The sequence below is a fragment of the Archangium gephyra genome (assembly GCF_042230915.1).
Taxonomy (GTDB): Bacteria; Myxococcota; Myxococcia; order Myxococcales; family Myxococcaceae; genus Archangium; species Archangium gephyra_B.
On record NZ_CP102578.1, the window covers coordinates 5109090 to 5125617 of the forward strand.

10 protein-coding genes are annotated in these 16528 nt (G+C 66.1%); 8 read left to right on the forward strand and 2 right to left on the reverse strand.

Annotation, left to right across the window (positions count from 1 at the left end):
* Positions 1-104: 104 nt before the first annotated feature.
* The 4 genes from NR798_RS19975 (at position 105) to NR798_RS19990 (ending at position 6346) form a co-directional block, all read left to right on the forward strand.
* Positions 105-2693, forward strand: coding sequence for a response regulator (locus tag NR798_RS19975; protein WP_375773082.1), 2589 nt, complete (start codon positions 105-107; stop codon positions 2691-2693).
* A gap of 63 nt (positions 2694-2756) precedes the next feature.
* The gene (locus NR798_RS19980) at positions 2757-3521 is read left to right on the forward strand and encodes an esterase family protein (RefSeq protein WP_375773083.1); all 765 of its coding nucleotides are present in this window, start codon (positions 2757-2759) and stop codon (positions 3519-3521) included.
* 99 nt (positions 3522-3620) lie between these two features.
* Positions 3621-5189 (forward strand): YdiU family protein, encoded by a 1569-nt coding sequence (locus NR798_RS19985; protein WP_375773084.1) that lies wholly within the window; start codon positions 3621-3623, stop codon positions 5187-5189.
* Between the two features lie 143 nt (positions 5190-5332).
* Positions 5333-6346: a hypothetical protein gene (locus NR798_RS19990; RefSeq protein ID WP_375773085.1), complete on the forward strand. Its 1014-nt coding sequence runs from the start codon at positions 5333-5335 to the stop codon at positions 6344-6346.
* 95 nt (positions 6347-6441) lie between these two features.
* Here the strand turns inward: NR798_RS19990 and NR798_RS19995 are convergent, their stop codons facing one another.
* Entirely contained in the window at positions 6442-7626 is a 1185-nt protein-coding gene (locus NR798_RS19995) for a hypothetical protein (protein WP_375773086.1), read from the reverse strand.
* A 142-nt stretch (positions 7627-7768) separates the two neighbouring features.
* Here NR798_RS19995 and NR798_RS20000 point away from each other — a divergent pair, with 142 nt between their 5' ends.
* Positions 7769-8335: a hypothetical protein gene (locus tag NR798_RS20000; RefSeq protein WP_375773087.1), complete on the forward strand. Its 567-nt coding sequence runs from the start codon at positions 7769-7771 to the stop codon at positions 8333-8335.
* A gap of 7 nt (positions 8336-8342) precedes the next feature.
* Here NR798_RS20000 and NR798_RS20005 read toward each other — a convergent pair whose 3' ends face one another.
* Positions 8343-11600: a hypothetical protein gene (locus NR798_RS20005; RefSeq protein WP_375773088.1), complete on the reverse strand. Its 3258-nt coding sequence runs from the start codon at positions 11598-11600 to the stop codon at positions 8343-8345.
* A 169-nt stretch (positions 11601-11769) separates the two neighbouring features.
* Between NR798_RS20005 and NR798_RS20010 the strand changes: the two genes are divergently transcribed.
* The 3 genes from NR798_RS20010 to NR798_RS20020 all read left to right on the forward strand — a co-directional run bounded on the left by NR798_RS20010 (position 11770) and on the right by NR798_RS20020 (position 16375).
* Positions 11770-12450, forward strand: coding sequence for a MafI family immunity protein (locus tag NR798_RS20010; RefSeq protein ID WP_375773089.1), 681 nt, complete (start codon positions 11770-11772; stop codon positions 12448-12450).
* 47 nt (positions 12451-12497) lie between these two features.
* Positions 12498-13076: a hypothetical protein gene (locus NR798_RS20015; protein ID WP_375773090.1), complete on the forward strand. Its 579-nt coding sequence runs from the start codon at positions 12498-12500 to the stop codon at positions 13074-13076.
* A 335-nt stretch (positions 13077-13411) separates the two neighbouring features.
* Positions 13412-16375: a hypothetical protein gene (locus NR798_RS20020; RefSeq protein WP_375773091.1), complete on the forward strand. Its 2964-nt coding sequence runs from the start codon at positions 13412-13414 to the stop codon at positions 16373-16375.
* Positions 16376-16528: the final 153 nt, after the last annotated feature.

A 16528-nucleotide genomic window follows, 5' to 3' on the forward strand; every position in this document is an offset into this window, starting at 1 on the left:
ACTGCGTGAACTTCTCCTGATTCGTGGTGGACACCGTAGAAGATGGAATCGCGCCCCACGATTGTTGGTGGAGCTAGCGTTTCGCGGCCGAGTCGCGCTCACCCATGTCCGACACCATCGATTTCAAGGCGCTCTTCAACCTCTCACCCAACCCCTACATGGTGGTGGACCGGGAGCTCCGGTACGTCGCGGCCAACGAGGCCTACCTCCGGGTCACGGCGAGCCGGCTCGAGGAACTCGTGGGGCGCCGCCTCTTCGACGCGTTCCCCAATGATCCCGCGGACCCCCACAACGCCAGCGCGCGCCTGCTGCGGGCCTCGTTCGAGCGGGTCCTGGCGGGCCGGGCGCCGGACATCCTGGCGCTGATTCCCTATCGCGTCCCGCGCCACACCGCGGAAGGGGTGGTCATCGAGGAGCGGTACTGGAGTGCCACCCATACGCCCGTCCTCGATGCCCGGGGCGAGGTGGCCTTCATCCTCCAGCACACGGTGGACGTGACCGAGCTGCACCGGCTCAAGCAGGCGGTGCGGGCCGTGGAAGCGGCCCGGGGCGAGGACGCTCCCCTGGACCAGCTGGAGGCAGGCGTCCTCCAGCGCGCGCGGCTCGTCCAGGAGACCAACCGGATCCTGGACAACGAGCGCCGTCTCCTCCGCCGGCTGTTCGAGCAGGCGCCCGGCTTCGTGGCGTTCCTGCGCGGCCGCGACCACGTCTTCGAGCTGGCCAATCCCGCCTACTACCAGCTCGTCGGCCACCGGGACATCCTCGGCAAGTCGGTCCGCGAGGCCCTTCCCGAGGTCGAGGGGCAGGGCTTCTTCGATCTGCTCGATCAGGTCTTCACGACGGGCGAGACGGTCGTTGGCCGTGCCCAGCAGCTCTTCGTGCAGCGGGAGCCCGGTGCGCCGCTCACGGACGTGTATGTGGATTTCGTGTACCAGCCCGTCCTCGAGCCCGACGGGAGCGTCTCGGGCATCTTCGTGCAGGGTCACGACGTCACCGAGCAGAAGCGTGCCCAGGACGAGCTGCGCAAGCATCGCGAGCACCTCGAGGAGCTGGTCCGCGAGCGCACCCGGGCCCTGCGCGAGAGCGAGGCCGAGCGGCGCCAGACCGAGATCGCGCTGCGGCAGTCCCAGAAGATGGAGGCGGTGGGCAAGCTGACCGGCGGTGTGGCGCACGACTTCAACAACCTGCTCCAGGTCATCGGCGGCAATCTCCAGCTCCTGCAGCGTGACATCATCGGCAACGAGCGGGCCCAGCGGCGCCTGGAGACGGCCGCCGGCGCCGTCGAGCGCGGTGCCAGGCTCGCGGCCCAGTTGCTCGCGTTCGCACGGCGGCAGCCGTTGGAGCCCGTGGTCATCAATCTGGGCCGGCTGGTGCGCGGCATGGGGGACCTGCTGCGGCGTGCCCTCGGCGAGGGCATCGAGATAGAGACCGTCATCACCGGCGGCCTGTGGAACACGCTCGCGGACCCCAACCAGCTCGAGAACGTCATCCTCAACCTGGCGATCAACGCCCGCGACGCCATGGAGGGGGAGGGCAAGCTGACCATCGAGGCCGGCAACGCCATGCTCGATGACCACTACGCCCTGCTTCACCAGGATGTGGTGGCCGGCCACTACGTGATGCTGGCCATCTCCGACACCGGCTGCGGCATGTCCCCGGAGGTGCTGGATCGGGCCTTCGAGCCGTTCTTCACGACCAAGCCCGAGGGCCGCGGCACCGGGCTGGGCCTGAGCATGGTGTACGGCTTCGTCAAACAGACGGGCGGCCACGTCAAGATCTACAGCGAGGTCGGGCTGGGGACGACCATCAAGATCTACCTCCCGCGCTCGCTCCAGGCGGAGGTGGCGCCCACCGAGGTGGTGACGGGTCCCATCGAGGGCGGCACCGAGACCATCCTGGTGGTCGAGGACGATCCCGAGGTGCGGGCCACGGTGGTGGAGCTGCTGACGGAGCTCGGCTATCGCGTGCTCAAGGCCTCCGATGGGCAGAGCGCGTTGGCGGTCATCCAGAGCGGCATGCCCGTGGACCTGCTGTTCACCGACGTGGTCATGCCGGGCCCGGTCCGCAGCCCGGAGCTCGCCCGGCAGGCCAAGGCGATCCTTCCCGACCTGGAGGTGCTGTTCACGTCCGGCTACACGGAGAACGCCATCGTCCATGGGGGACGGCTGGATCCCGGCGTCAGCCTGCTGAGCAAGCCCTACCGCCGGGAGGATCTCGCCCGGAAGCTCCGCCACCTGCTGCGCAACCGCCAGCAGCGGCTCGTCTCACGGGCGTCGCTGGCCGCCCAGGTGGACGCCGGGGCCGCGCGCACCGCCGGGTCCGCGAAGCCGGGCGCCCTGCGCATCCTCCTCGTGGAAGACGATGAGGACATCCGGGAGTCCGCCCGCGAGCTGTTGGAGGTGCTCGGCCACGAGGTGCGGGCCGTGGCGAGCGCGGAAGCGGCCCACGAGGCGCTCGGCGCGGGCGGCTTCGATGTGCTGTTCACGGATGTGAGCCTGCCCGGCAAGTCCGGACTGGAGCTGGCCCGCGAGGCCGTCCGCCGGCATGCCGGGCTGCGTGTCATCATCGCCTCGGGCCATGGCACCTCGGTGGTCACCGCGGGCGGCGCGGTGGCGGGTGCCGTGCTGCTGCCCAAGCCCTACGCGCTCCCCGAGCTCAAGAGCGCACTGGCGCAGGTGGGCGCGCCTCGTTGAGCGGCTTTCCACGTCCAGAGGAAACGGCTTTACAGCGGGTGGTTCTTCTGGAATCTGCCCCCCATGTCAAACGTCGATCCGAACCTGCGCCGTGAGCTCTTCGGTTGGTACAGCCCCCGGCTGGGCATGGACATGCCCATCGTTCGTTACGGCCACTGGGGCCCGGCCCTGCTGCTCTTCCCCACCGCGGGCGGCGACTTCCTCGAGGCCGAGCGCATGGGGCTCATCCAGAGCGTGGCCCACCACCTGTTCGCCGGCCGGGTCCAGATCTTCGGCATCAACAGCATCAACCCCTGGGCGTGGATGAACGAGGGCATGCCCCTCCACCAGAAGGCCCACAACCAGGCGCGCTTCTCGGAGTACGTCGAGCACGAAGTCGTCCCGCACATCCGCCGCTGCCTGGGCAACGAGCACGCGCGCATCGGCGCGGTGGGAGCCAGCTTCGGGGCCTTCCACGCCGCCAATGCCTTCTTCCGGCGCCCGGATCAGTTCGAGCTGCTCCTCGGGCTGGGCGGCTTCTACGACCTCCAGGGCGAGTTCCTCCACGGCTACTGGAGCGACGACGTCTACTTCAACAACCCCGCCTCGTACGTGCCGAACCTGCCCGAGGGCCAGGGCATGGAGCTCCTCCGGCACCACAGCCGCATCCACCTGGTGACGAGCCGCGGTGCCTGGGAGAACCCCGGGTACTCCGAGCACCTCAGCCAGTTGCTGCACCAGCGTGACATCCCCCACAACCTGGACATCTGGGGCGATGACATGCCCCACGACTGGCCCACCTGGTACCGGCAGCTGGACCACTACATGGCGGAGCGGCTCGGCTACTAGCCGCCCGCGTACCTGCCTGCCCGTCGGCGCCGTCGGCTCCGCTCGCTTGCCTGGAAACTATTCGTTGCATCACCGGATTCCCGGAGGCATGCATCCTGAATGCCTCAATTCACGTCCCGATTCATCGACTCCACCCCCGGGGATCCCCTCCAGGACGCACGGCCGCGCCAGGTCCATGGCGCGCTCTGGTCGAAGGTGCAGCCGACGCCCGTGCCGGCGCCGCGGCTGGTGGCGTACTCGAAAGAGGTGGTGGAACTGCTCGGCCTCGACGAGGAGACCCTGCGGTCCGCCGGGTTCGTGCAGGTGCTCTCGGGCAACGCGCTGTGGCCAGGCATGGTGCCGTACGCGGCCAACTACGGAGGGCATCAGTTCGGCAACTGGGCGGGGCAGCTCGGAGATGGCCGTGCCATCGTGCTGGGGGAACTGCTCGCCCCCGGTGGTAAGCGGTACGAGCTGCAACTCAAGGGCGCGGGCCGGACGCCCTATTCGCGCCGGGCCGATGGGCGCGCGGTGCTGCGCTCCTCCATCCGCGAATTCCTCTGCAGCGAGGCCATGCACCACCTGGGCGTGCCCACCACCCGCGCGTTGTCGTTGGTGGCCACCGGGGACGAGGTCATCCGGGACATGTTCTACGACGGCCACCCCCAGGCCGAGCCCGGTGCCATCGTCTGCCGCGTCGCTCCGAGCTTCCTGCGCTTCGGTAACTTCGAGCTGTGCACCAGCCGCGGGGACCTGGGGCTGCTCCAACAACTGGCCGGCTACACCCTGAAGCACTTCTTCCCCGAGCTGGGGGAGCCCTCGAAGGAGAGCTACGCCGCCTTCTTCCGGGAAGTGGCGCGGCGCACCGCCCGGCTCATCGCGCATTGGCAGGCGGTGGGCTTCGTGCACGGCGTGATGAACACCGACAACATGTCCATCCTCGGCCTCACCATCGACTACGGGCCCTACGGGTGGGTGGATGACTTCAACCCCGGGTGGACGCCCAACACCACCGACGCCCAGGAGCACCGCTACCGCTATGGCAATCAGCCCGCCATCGGCATGTGGAACGTGGAGCGGCTGGGCATGGCGCTCTTCCCGCTCCTCGAGGAGCAGGAGGCGCTCGTCGAGGAAGGGCTGGCCGAGTACCAGCGCACCTTCTCGGTGGAGATGTCCCAGCGGTTCGCGGCGAAGCTCGGGCTGTCCACCTTGGAGGCCGATGCCGACGTGGCGCTGGTGAATGACTGCTTCGCATGGCTCGCCGCGTACGAGACGGACATGACGCTCTTCTTCCGCGGGCTGTCCCAGGTGGTCACCGCGCCGGAGGTTCCCCGCGAGTTGCCGCGGGTGGTGCGCAACGCCTTCTACGGAGAGGTGCCGGAGGCGCACGTGGCGAGGGTGCTCGAGTGGCTGACGGCGTGGTGGCAGCGCACGAGGCGTGAGGATGCACCGCCCGAGACCCTCGCGCGGCGGATGGACGCGGTAAATCCGAAGTACGTCCTGCGCAACTGGCTCGCCCAGGAGGCCATCGACGCCGCACACGCGGGCGACGACTCCAAGGTGCACGAGCTGCTCGACGTGATGCGCCGGCCCTTCGACGAGCAACCGGGGCGCGAGGCCTACGCGGCGAAGCGGCCCGAGTGGGCGCGCTCGAAGCCGGGCTGCTCGGCCCTCTCGTGCAGCTCCTGAGGGCAGCTCCGCGAAAATCAGGATTCTAGGAAAAAGTCCGGAAGGGAGCAAGCTTCGGAGAGGCGAGAAAAGCGGGTCTTCAGCGTCAGCCCTTTGGTGTATGGAACTGCTACCCCCGCAGTACCCCCCCGAAGGAGTCCCTGATGCACCGTCTTGGTTCAGCCTTTCTCGCCGTGAGCCTGTTCGCTGGTTGCGGTGGTAGCGAAGTTCCGTCGTCCTCCGAGCCCATCGCGCAGCAGCAGGCGCCGCTCACCACGACGGACGTGGACGTGCCCCCGGAGTGCCAGGGCATCCTCACCTTCGCGAACACGGCCTCGTTCGCGACGCTGGACGCGTACCTGCCGAGCGACGTCGTCACCAACCTCGTCACCCGGCGCGCGTCGTCGCCGTTCGTGTCCCTGGCGGACATCTCCTCGGTGCGGCTGGTCGGTGAGGCCCGTCTCGAGCAGCTCGCGGGTGGGGCCCGGGCCCAGGGCTTCATCGGCTCCAGCTGTGTCGGCGTGATGGACGGCCTCGCCGTGTCCGCCGATGACGCCGCGGCGATCGTGTCGCTGGTGAACACCATCGACGACAGCGAGCTGCATGACGTCCTGCCGGACGCGTGGAATGGCGCCGTGAACCTCCTCGGCGCGCGCCCGTTCACCTCGGTCCAGGCCATCTCCAATACGGCGGGGATCGGCGAGGTGAGCCTGCGGAACATCCGCAACTCGGCCACGCTGAGCCGGCCCTTCGAGGCGCTCATCAACGCGGTGAACGTGGCGGGGGACTGGGGGCACGGCGGAGCGTTCATGGACCGCCACTTCGACTGGTGGCAGTACGTGACGACCAACGGCAGTTACAATTCCGGGCTGGAGTGCTTCGGGCTCGAGCCGAGCAGCGTCCCGTCCGGCGCGACCGTCCGGCCGTACCTGGCCGACGCCGCCGAGGTGCGTGCCGAGATCCTGAGCACGGTGTCCTCCGCCAACTGGAACAACCAGATCTCCAGCAGCGTGATCTCCGCCGGCATGGCGAACCTCGATGCGCTGATCACGGGGCGTTCGTTCAAGGGCTGCTACTTCGGCTACGCGAACGACCCCTGGAGCGGGCACTCCGCCGCCATCTTCGTCGACACCGTGAACGGCTTCAGCGTGCTGTCCGAGACCTACTGGGCGGAGTAACCCCAGCACGCTTCGAGGAGGGGCGCGGAGGCGGGTGATGCCTTCGCGCCGCTCTTCCTGGCGGCCGGTTTCCTCGCGCTCCGTCAATCCGGCCGCTACCGGTAGAAATGGTCCGCGAGGAGCCGGGCGTTGAAGAGCATGGCGTCATAGCTGGTGTAGACGCCGTGCCCGAAGCAGGTGGCCAGGCAGTTGGGCAGGGCGCCCGTGCCCCGGTCGCCGTAGTCGACGAGGTAGCTGAACCCCTCGCGCGGCACGCGTGCCCCGTGGCGCACGTGCTGGAGCCACGCCTTCACGTCGTAGCCCACGCCGAGGATGGCATCGAGCCGCGCGGCCAGCTCGCGGTCCTTGGCGTTGCCCGGCGGAATGTCCGAGCCGGCGATGCCCCACAGGTGCACGTAGTCACCGCACTCGGTGTGGAGGACGCCAGCGACGGTGCTCCCGCGCGGCTCGGCGCCCCGGTGATTGATGACGTGGAGGAGGCGGCACTGCCGGCCCGTGGCCCAGCCATAGCGCGGGGGCATGCCGAAGGTGGCGATGTCGAGCCGCGCGCGGGCCACCGTGCGCGCCATCTCCTGGAGGGCCTCGGTGGGCTCGCCCGCGTCGCGCACGGCCTGCCAGAGGGCCTCCGCGGTCCGCGCCGGGTAGATGAGCTGCGTGAGCAGGGCGAGCACCTGGCCGCCGTGGCTGTGCCCGAGCAACAGCGCCCGCTTGCGCCCGAGCTCCGAGGAGGCCAGGAGCCGCAGCAGGTCCACGGCCGCGCGCAGGCGGGCGACGTGGTTGTTGGCCGAGGACCAGACGAAGCGCGTGGTGGGAATATCGGCGCCCAGGGCCTTCTGGAAGAGGGAGACGTACTCGGGGGTGTAGTTGCCGAGATCGCGCAGGACGCGATCGCTCGGGAGCTTGGAGAGGCGTTGCAGGGACGGCATGAGCCCCGGGCCGAGCGCGGAGAGGGGCCCCTCGAGCGCGGAGAGCAGCAGGGTGGGGTCGTGGCCGACGAAGGTGCCGTGCACGAAGACGACGTGGCGCACCCCGGCGCGGCGCATCCGGAGGCCCGCCTGCGTCATGGCCTCGCGCCAGGCGGGGGATTGGGACTCGAGGACGGGCGTCTCGCGAGCGATCGGCGGCATCTCCTCGAGCGCCCGCACCGCGAACGTCCCCGGCCGCGGGGCGGCGTCGTACTGCTGGGGTTGGCAGGGGGCCGGCGCCGGGCGGAGCCGCCACGCGACGAAGAGCCCGGTGATGACGGCGGCGAGCAGCAGGAGCGTGAGCGCGAGCCACATGTCACGCCACCTCGGGGTTGGAACGGGCCGGGAGCCGCATGCCGCGGCAGCTTATCGGGAAGCGGGCGCTTGGAGGAACAGCGCACTCCACGGGAGCGCACTCCATGGCTATGCTCCCTGGAACCTGGAGGCCAGTAGACCCATGCAGAATCTCGACTCCTGTTATGCGCTTCTCGGGCTGCGCCGTGGAGCCTCGCAAGAAGAGGCCCGCAGCGCGTTTCATCGGCGCGTGGAGCAGCTCTACACCGATGGGGCAGGGCCGGACACGGCCGCTCGCCTTCAGGCGCTTGCCGAGGCGTACAGCCGTCTGGAGGTCGCCTCCATGGGCCCGGACGCCGCCGTCAGCCCAAGCCCGGCGCCCCGGTGGCTGTGGCGCTTGTCCGGCCACCTCTCGTCCGCCCTGGCGTGTGGAGGCGTACGGCTGCTCTCGGACGGGACGGTGGAGCTGCGGCTCGAGGAGGATGAAGCGCTGACGGGGGGAGTGGCGATGCTCTCGTTCGATGCCGACATCGTCTGCCGGCGCTGCACGGGCACGCCCGGGGCCGGCTGCGAGCGGTGCGCCGGCTCCGGCCGTGAGCGCGAGCGGGTGTCCTTCTGGATCAGCATTCCGGCTCGCGTCGCCAACGGGACGGTGCTGCACCCTTCCATCGCGCCGCTCGAGCTGGCGAGGCCGATCGACTTCGTCGTTCGGATTTCCGCGCCGGCTTGAGGCACGGTCATGGGCGCGGGGCGGGTGGCGGCGGCGGGAAGGTCGCCTTGAAGGGCAGTGTCACCTCGACCTCGCCCTTCTTGAGGATGAGCACCACGTGGTCGGGTGTCCCGGCGAATGTCTCGCCCCACTCGAGGAAGGTCCCCCGCGGGAGGGCCCGGTCCCACGACGAGCGCTGGCGCGGGAGCAGCCGGTTCCGGGCGTCCCAGGCGGTGATGGCCTGGAAGGGACCGGACTGGAAGTCTGTCTCGTTGTCCCATTCCAGCGCCTCGTGGAAGGCACGCGTCCCCTGCAGCCGCACCTCGCCCGGCGTCGCGCCCGGCGTGAACCCCGCCCCCCGCGTGAGCGTGCGCCGCTGGAAGTCCGGAAGGCGCACCCGCAGCCGGCCCCGCACCGAGTGCACCACCGGTAGCTTGTCCTCCCACTGCGAGCGGGTGAACCAGTACTCCGCGCCATAGGCCTCCTCCCGGCCATGGGCCTCCTGGGCATAGGCGTCCTCTGGCAACACCTTGCCCGCGGCGTCCAGCAGCTCCAGGCGCTCGAAGGTCAGCGTCGCGAAGGCACTGTTCGCGCAGGCGGGCAGCTCCAGGGCGAGCAGCGGGGTGCCATGATGATCGCGCTCGAGGACCCGGGTGGCATGCACCTTCACGCGCGCGCGCAACTGCCGCTCCGTCAACCCCTCGCACAGCACGGGCTCCACCGCCCCGGCCCGGGACGTGCCCGCCGGCCGGTGCGAGAAGGACACGGGCCGCGTCAGCTCGCGCTCCACGAACCGCTCCGCCTGGTGCACCCGCAGGGCCTTGGGCTGGCCCTCCAGCCGCCATGTCACCCGCACGCGCCCGAAGCCGGGCGGCGCTTCCACCCTCGCGGGCAGCGACTCCCACGGCCGCTTCTCCAACTCCTCGAAGAAGGCGCGCTGGACGGGGTACTCCACCAGGGGAGGCAATAGCTCCAGCCGCCGTCCGCCGGCCGCCAGCGCCACCGTGTCCCCCTGGAGAAACGCGTCCGAGTCCGCTTCCATCACCACCTGCGCGTCCTTCCAGGACACCAGCGTGACGCCCTGCTTTTGCTGGCCCACGTCCGCGGGCGTGAAGGTGGCCTCGCTCGCGCCGAGTGGCAGCCTCACCCACGCCTTCACCCGGCCCGTCCAGCCGCGCAGGTCCTTGTCCGACCTGAGCGGCGGCTCGAGCGCCACATCGAAGGTCGCGTAGGCGCCGCCCGTGGGCCCCCACTCGCGCCCGGTGTGCTGGTCGAACGCGACCGGCTGGCCCTGCTCGTCCTGGAGTGACTCCAGTTGGAAGCGCACCTGGCCCAGCCCGTGGTTGGGCAGCGCGCCCAGGTCAGCCCCGACGAGCAGCTTGCTGTAAAAGGACTCGTCGCGCCTGAGCATGATGAAGGGGCCCACCTCGTCGAGGAGGGCCAGGGCGTCCGGCGCGTCCAGGGCCACGGGCGGGGCGCGGAAGGAGTAGGACGGCAGGCGCACCCAGGATGCCTCCGTGTCCGGCTTCCAGGGCACGCGCTGCTCGGGGTGGGAGAGCGTCCCTGCCCGATCGCGGAGCGCCGAGTCCGTCATCAGCTCCCCGGCGAGGGTCCTCACGTCGGGCGCGGGCGGCGGCGGCCACGTGAGCGACATGGGCAGCGCCACGTCGACGCTCCCCTCCCGGACGAGCAGTTCCAGGCGGTGCGGCGGGGCACTGAAGCGCACGGTGTCCTCCGAGGACTTCTCGCGCGTGAGCCACAGCCCTCGGGCGTCGTAGGCGGCCAGGTACGGCAGGTACCCGCCCGGCGCGTCCGGCGGGTGGGGGATGACCTCGCCCGGCCGCTCGCCCGGAGTGAAGCCCGGCCCGGGGGCGCCCGGCGCCTGGAGCGCGAGCACCACCTTCTTGACCCGGGGGTAGCGCACGTGGAGCGTTCCCTGGGCGCGGTGGAGCCGGAGCAGGTCCAGGTCCCGCGTCTCGTCCGAGTACCGCACTCCGGGCACCACATCGACTCTGTCTCCATGGGGCAACTGCTTGTCGGGGCGCTCCGTGCGCAGGTAGGACGCGGGCAGGGACACGCCCTGGGCGTCCAGCCATGTCATGTCCTCGTAGCGCACCTCGGCCCCCAGGCTGTTGCCGCAAGCGGGCAGTTCCAGGCCGATGAACGGACTGCCCCCGAGGCCCTCGCGCGAGGCGAACACCCGCAGCCGCTCGCGCAGCCACTCCGCCGACACGCCGTCGCACACACGCGCGCCCTCCTGGCCCGCCAGGGGCGGAGATGGCTCGCTCCGGAGCAACCCCTGGGACACCAGGGGCACTTCCACGGTGCGCTCCACGCGCCGCTCCACCCGGTGGAACTCCAGGACGGTGGGCGTGCCCTCCAGCCGCGTCATCACGCGCACGCGCCGGGCCCCCTCCGGCGTGTCCATTTGATCGGGCAGCTCCTCCCACGGCTTCTTCGCCAGCGCCGCGTAGAACGCCCACTTGCCGGGCTCGTGCCAGATGCTCTGGCGCTCGGCCAGGCGCGCCCCCTCGACTCCACGCGCGACGAGCTCCCCATCCAGGCCCTCTCCCTCGAGCACCACGTCCGTGCCCTTCCAGGACACGAGCCGCACTCCGTCCTTCTCCCGGCCCACGTCCGCCGGGGTGAAGGCGAGCACCTGGAAGCGCACCGGCAGGGACACGGTGAGGCGCGCCGTGCCCTTCCACGTGGGGGGGCCCTTCGCGCCCTCCTCCAGGGGCGGTGCCAGCTCGATCGCCCGAGTGCCCTGCTGCTGCTGGAACTGGAAGGCCATCTCCCCGGCCTGCTTGAAGGGGACGGGCCGCCCCTGGACGTCCGTGAGCGTGTCGATCGACACCCGCCCCGTGAACAGCCAGTGATTGGGCAGGGAGCGCCAATCGCCGCGCAGCCAGAAGCGATCGGTGTACGGAACCAGGATGCCCAGGGGGGGCGGCTCGTGCAGCAGGGCGTCCACCTGTGCTTCCGAGAGGGGGACGGGAGGCGCGCGAGGCGAGTAGACCGGCAGCCGGGGCCAGGGGGAGGGCAATAGGGCGGCGAGGGCCTCGCCCTGAGACGAGCCTACCGCGGCCCACTCGCCCAGTTGGGCGAAGGACTCCCGAGTGAGCACCTCACCATCCAGCCACTTCGTTCCGGGCGCGGGGGCGGGGAGCATGCGAGGGATGGGGGCCGCGGGGGGCGCGGGGGAAACGGGGGGCGCGGAGGAGCAGGCCCACAGGCCCAGCGCCAGCGGGGTGAACCAGGACGTCCAACCGGTATGGCGCGGCATGAGGGCTCCAGACGGGGTATGGCGTGCCCGCGGAGTGTGAACCGCCCACTCTCCCCGTGTCATGGAGCCCGGTGTCCCGGTCCGTCAGCCCCGAGACAAATGTGCTCCTCTCCCGGGTCCGATCACCTCAGCCGAAGATGGCATACGTTGGTGAGGCGAAAGGAACGTCATGGGACTGGCGAAGAAGGGCACCCGGTTGTTGACCATCGAGGGCGCGCGGTACCGCTGGGTCGTTGCACCCAACGACGAGCCCGGCCTGGGTATCGTGGTGGAAGCCGCGGACCTGGCCGGGCAACGCATGGTGACCTGGGTCGAGCACGGCACGGCCATCTCCCCCTGGCTGGTGCGTGAGGCGATTCTTCACGCCCTCTCCCAGGGCTGGAGTCCACGAGAGCGCGGGCCCGAGCGCGTGTTCCGGTGGGAGGCACCGAGCATCCGGAAAGCCCTCGGCGAGCGGCTGGACGCGCGGTTGTCCCAGCTCTGCGATGCATTCCAGGAGCGCGTGGCTGGCGTGGAGGACGTCCGCGACCTCGCGCGCCATGGTGAGCGTGGCATTGCGTTTGAAACACTTTGCAGCCACATCCTCGATGCGGATGAGCCGCCGGCGCTGAGCCTCGCGGAGTTCGAGCAACTCGCCGCATTCGGAGAGGGCATCGGATGCCGCTCCGCGTGGGTGGACCTCGCCGAGCGCCTGACGCCCAAGGACCGCGAGCATCTCCCTCCTCGGCTTCGGACCCTGGCCGCGAACCAGCTCACAGGCGAGCTCGCGAGCAATCCCAATCCCCACCGCCGGGAGTGGTTGGAGCGGCTTCGCGCGGTCATCATGGGACGCGGAGGCGTCTCACCATGAAGAGAATCGGGAGCCGAGCTGGGACCCTGGGGTGGGCGGCGTGGCTGATGCTGTCCCTGCTCTGTCTGACCCCCCAAAGCGCGGTGGCCCGGGAGTTGTCCCTGCTGAGAGCGCCGGTCCGGTCCGAGAGCCTGGGAGGGCACGTCGGGCGAGCCTTCGTCACGAGCGGAGCAGGGGTGGTGGGCGCTTTCTCGGCAGGACTCGCTCTTTTCACCGTGGAGAGCCTGGCGGTGATCTACCTCCGGAACGCGAACCTTCTCAGCACCACGGAGGACGATCAGCTCCTGCTGGAGGTCATGGGGGCCTCCCTCATGCTCGGGGCGGCGGCCGGGGCGTCCCTCGGCGTCGCGTGGGTGGGCGGCCTCATGAAAGGGCAGGGTGGATTCGACTCCGCCCTGCTCGGTGGCTTCGTCGGTCTCATGGGGTCGCTGGTCGTGACGCAGCAGCTGCGCAAGAGCGAGGCCGGGCTGGCATGGCTGGCATTCACTGGGCTCGTCCTGCCGGCGGTGTGTTCGGCCATCAGCTATGAGCTCGGCTCCAACATCCGCTCAGCTAGTGCCTCCCTGCGGCACAACCAGGCAGCGATCGCAGCTCCCATACTGCTAAGCTGGTCCGACCGGTTTTGAGACTGGCTGTCAACCACTCCGAGCCATCACTCCAATGCGAATGGATCGCCGCTTGGCGAACCCTGGCACGGTGCATCAATAAGCCCTCCTGCGCCATGGACTCGCGCCAAGCGGGGAATTGAGCCTTAAGGACGGGCGTCTCGCGAGCGATCGGCGGCCCTTTGGCTTCTCTCTGTTGACTCCGCAGCTTGCTTTTTTGCAAGGGGGATGGGGTAAGATAAGGAAGGCTGGAAGCATTGATACGCCGCCTGCGGCACCATGTTGTTCGAATAGACCAAACATCACCCATCATGCGCATACCAGAAACGCCCAGCAGCATTGAACAACTTGACCTGATGAAGTTGCTCGACAGTTATGCAAATGGCAATGCCGCTTGGGATGGCGAAGCATTAGGCCCCCAAATGCGAGAAGCATGTAGAACCCTACATTCAGCCATTATCGGGGTAGTGAATAAGTTTTTTGCTCCATACCTAGACCGGGTGACAACCCGTGAAATGGAAGCATTCACACTGCATGATCGAGTGCATGGCCGAAAAGTCGCGCACCTTATGTGGCACATACTCACTCCCGAGAGGCGCCAACGCCTAACTCCTCCCGAAATTGGAATGTTATTGATTGCCGCGCATCTTCATGACTTGGGGATGGGCCTCAGTCCTACAGAGCGTAACGCGCGACTAAGTAGTAGTTCGGATCTTTGGGAACGGTTGCAGTTAGATGAGTCAACCCGGGAGAACATGGAGAAGTTAGCGTTGAGCGTTGGCAACGAAAAACTTTCTATCGACGACCGACGCCACGCCGAGCGTCAATTGGAACAAGCGCGAGAGGCACTTCTATGTCAAGACACCCGGGAGCGGCATGCGACGCGCATCAGGTATGAAGAGATTCTGCATATGCTTGAGGAGATTCACAGAAATGCCTCCTCATCAACTCCGGATATCTCGGCTGCCCTTGGTTTTGATAGCGATTCATATAGAGAAAAGATAATCGACATTTGCGTCAGCCACAATGAAGACGCGCTTGTCCTGGTCCAACCAGATCCAAATAATCCTTCAAAAACAAGATTTCCCAGGGACTACCCGGTCGGGCGCTGCAATGCTGACTTGCACCTAATAGCAGCAACCCTGCGTCTTGCTGACATTCTGGACTTTGACCGGGAAAGAACGCCCCCCTCGCTGTTTTATTATCTGCTCCCAAGCACTCTAGCCCCAACAGAGAACCGTTCAGTTCTTGAGTGGCGAAAACATCTCGCAATCTCGAATTGGAACATTGATTCAAAACGCATCGTGTTTAAAGGACGATGCAACGATCATATCGTGCACCACGCGGTTGTTGGGTTTTGTGAGACAATCAAGCGTGAAATTGAAAACACAAGATCAACCTTTATTAAGGATGATCCCTGGCCGTTTTTGCTCCCATCAGAGGTAGAGGCAGAAATTTTCGAAGATGGGTATCGATACGTTCCATATCGATTCGACATAGATGCTGCTCGCATCAACGAAATTTTGCTGGGGCATTCGATTTACGAAAACCCACTTGATGCAGTTCGCGAACTCATCCAGAACGCGGTGGATGCATGCAAGTTGCTAGACGCTCATACTCTCTTGCAGGAGACAACGGAGCCACGCAAATCTGGCCGAATATTTGTTCGTTACGAAGAGCCGCTCGACAAGAATCATCCGCCACGCCTGATCATATCGGACCGTGGCACTGGAATGGACCAGAGAATCCTGGAGAATTACTTTTTGAAACTGGGGCGCTCTTACTACAAATCAACTGAGTTCAACCAGACTCGCATTCAATTGCGCGCAAGGGGAGTGGATTTTGCGCCTGTTTCTGAATTCGGAATAGGCTTTCTGTCTAGCTTCCTTCTGGCGGATCGAATCGAGGTCAAGACAGCGCTGTGGGAATCCGAAAAAGGGGACACGCGGAAACGTACCCTGCAGATCGATGGGCCTACACGATTGATCCGATTGAGGGACGAAAAAAACGATGGGGTGTCAAGGTTCAAGGGCACAGAAGTCACGTTGCATTTAAAGCGAGGCAGTCGCAGAGACCGTAACAATCCACCTTCATGGGCAGAAATAAAAATGTACCTGGAAACAGTGTGCATACAGCTGCCATACACACTTCATCTTGTCCATTCTGGGGCAGATGGAATCAGAGAAGTCAATATCGAACCGCAACAGCTTTCGGTCTCAGTGCCGCTCCATTTGGAGCCATTCACACTCCGTATACCTGTAAATGATCCTGAACTCGGCCTGAATGGTGAAATCGCCATCTCAAATGCCCGCCTTGCGAAAAACGCCATACAGCAGATATCAAGAAATCAACCACTAAGAACAGAAGCAACATCTGAAAGCGCTTCCCATGAAGATGGTTCCGTTTTGCTCCGTGGTGGGTTCAAAATCAGTGGGGTTCCAGGTCTCCCTAGCACATTCACCACGGATCGAATCGCAGGCGCCAAGCTTGAACTAACTTTCGAAAAAAACCCCTCGCATCGGTATCTCGCCGTCAATCTTGCGCGCACTAAATTAGTTGACGAAGAGGTGGTGGAGAAGCGAGTGCTGAAGGCGTGGCTCTCTAAGTTGCTCGACATGGGCGAACAACTACACGAGGGTTATGTTTACCATCTGGAAGTTCGAGGGACGCGTCAGTTAAGGCCTAGGCGAGACATTCTTGAGGATGCTCTGTGGCTACAGGACTACAGCGCATACCAAATCTATCGCCTGGGGCGCTTGGGGTGGCAGGCAATCATCAGAGATTCTCGCTCAGAGACGGTGGATGATGATTTCGATAAGTGGGAACGAGGCGAGGGCGGAGCCCTGAGGATATTGTCCTTCGAACATGAGTTGCACTGGCGGATGCTAGACCTCGTAATGCCGCGAGTGACCCGTCTAAAAATGGGAGAACAAGGAAGCCTGTATCTAGCTCCCCCTTGTCTAAATTGGAGGGAGCGGCTTGAGTCATGCCGTGACTTTATTAGTGTGCCGATGGGGTGGGGAGATTTTGTTGAGTATATTGGCCACATCTCTGGACTCTTGCTTTATCGCTACGCCGGTTCTAGATATATTAACTTGAAATTCAAGGAGCGGGTGGTTGCGGTTTTTGAAAGAGAAGAGGAGGTTGCAGAGCTTGTTATTGTTTTGGATAAAGTCGTTTATTCGCGAGAACTCGGGCGACAGGCAAACCTTGGGCGTCAAGAAATGGAGATTTTTAATAGAGCAGTAGATGCATTTGGTGAACTTCACATCGGCGGTTTGCAGGGGAGTTGGAGCCTTAAAAGCTTTGTGCATCGATGAGGCTTCCCAACAACGCATGAGGAATAGGGCTCTCTACAAGGAGCTACGATCGCCAGAGTTCTCATGGCGCACTGGCGTAAATGATTCCAGGCGCCAAGTGCCCTGACATTGGGGCCTGGGCCTGAATGAGCCAAGGCAGGAAACCCTTGACGG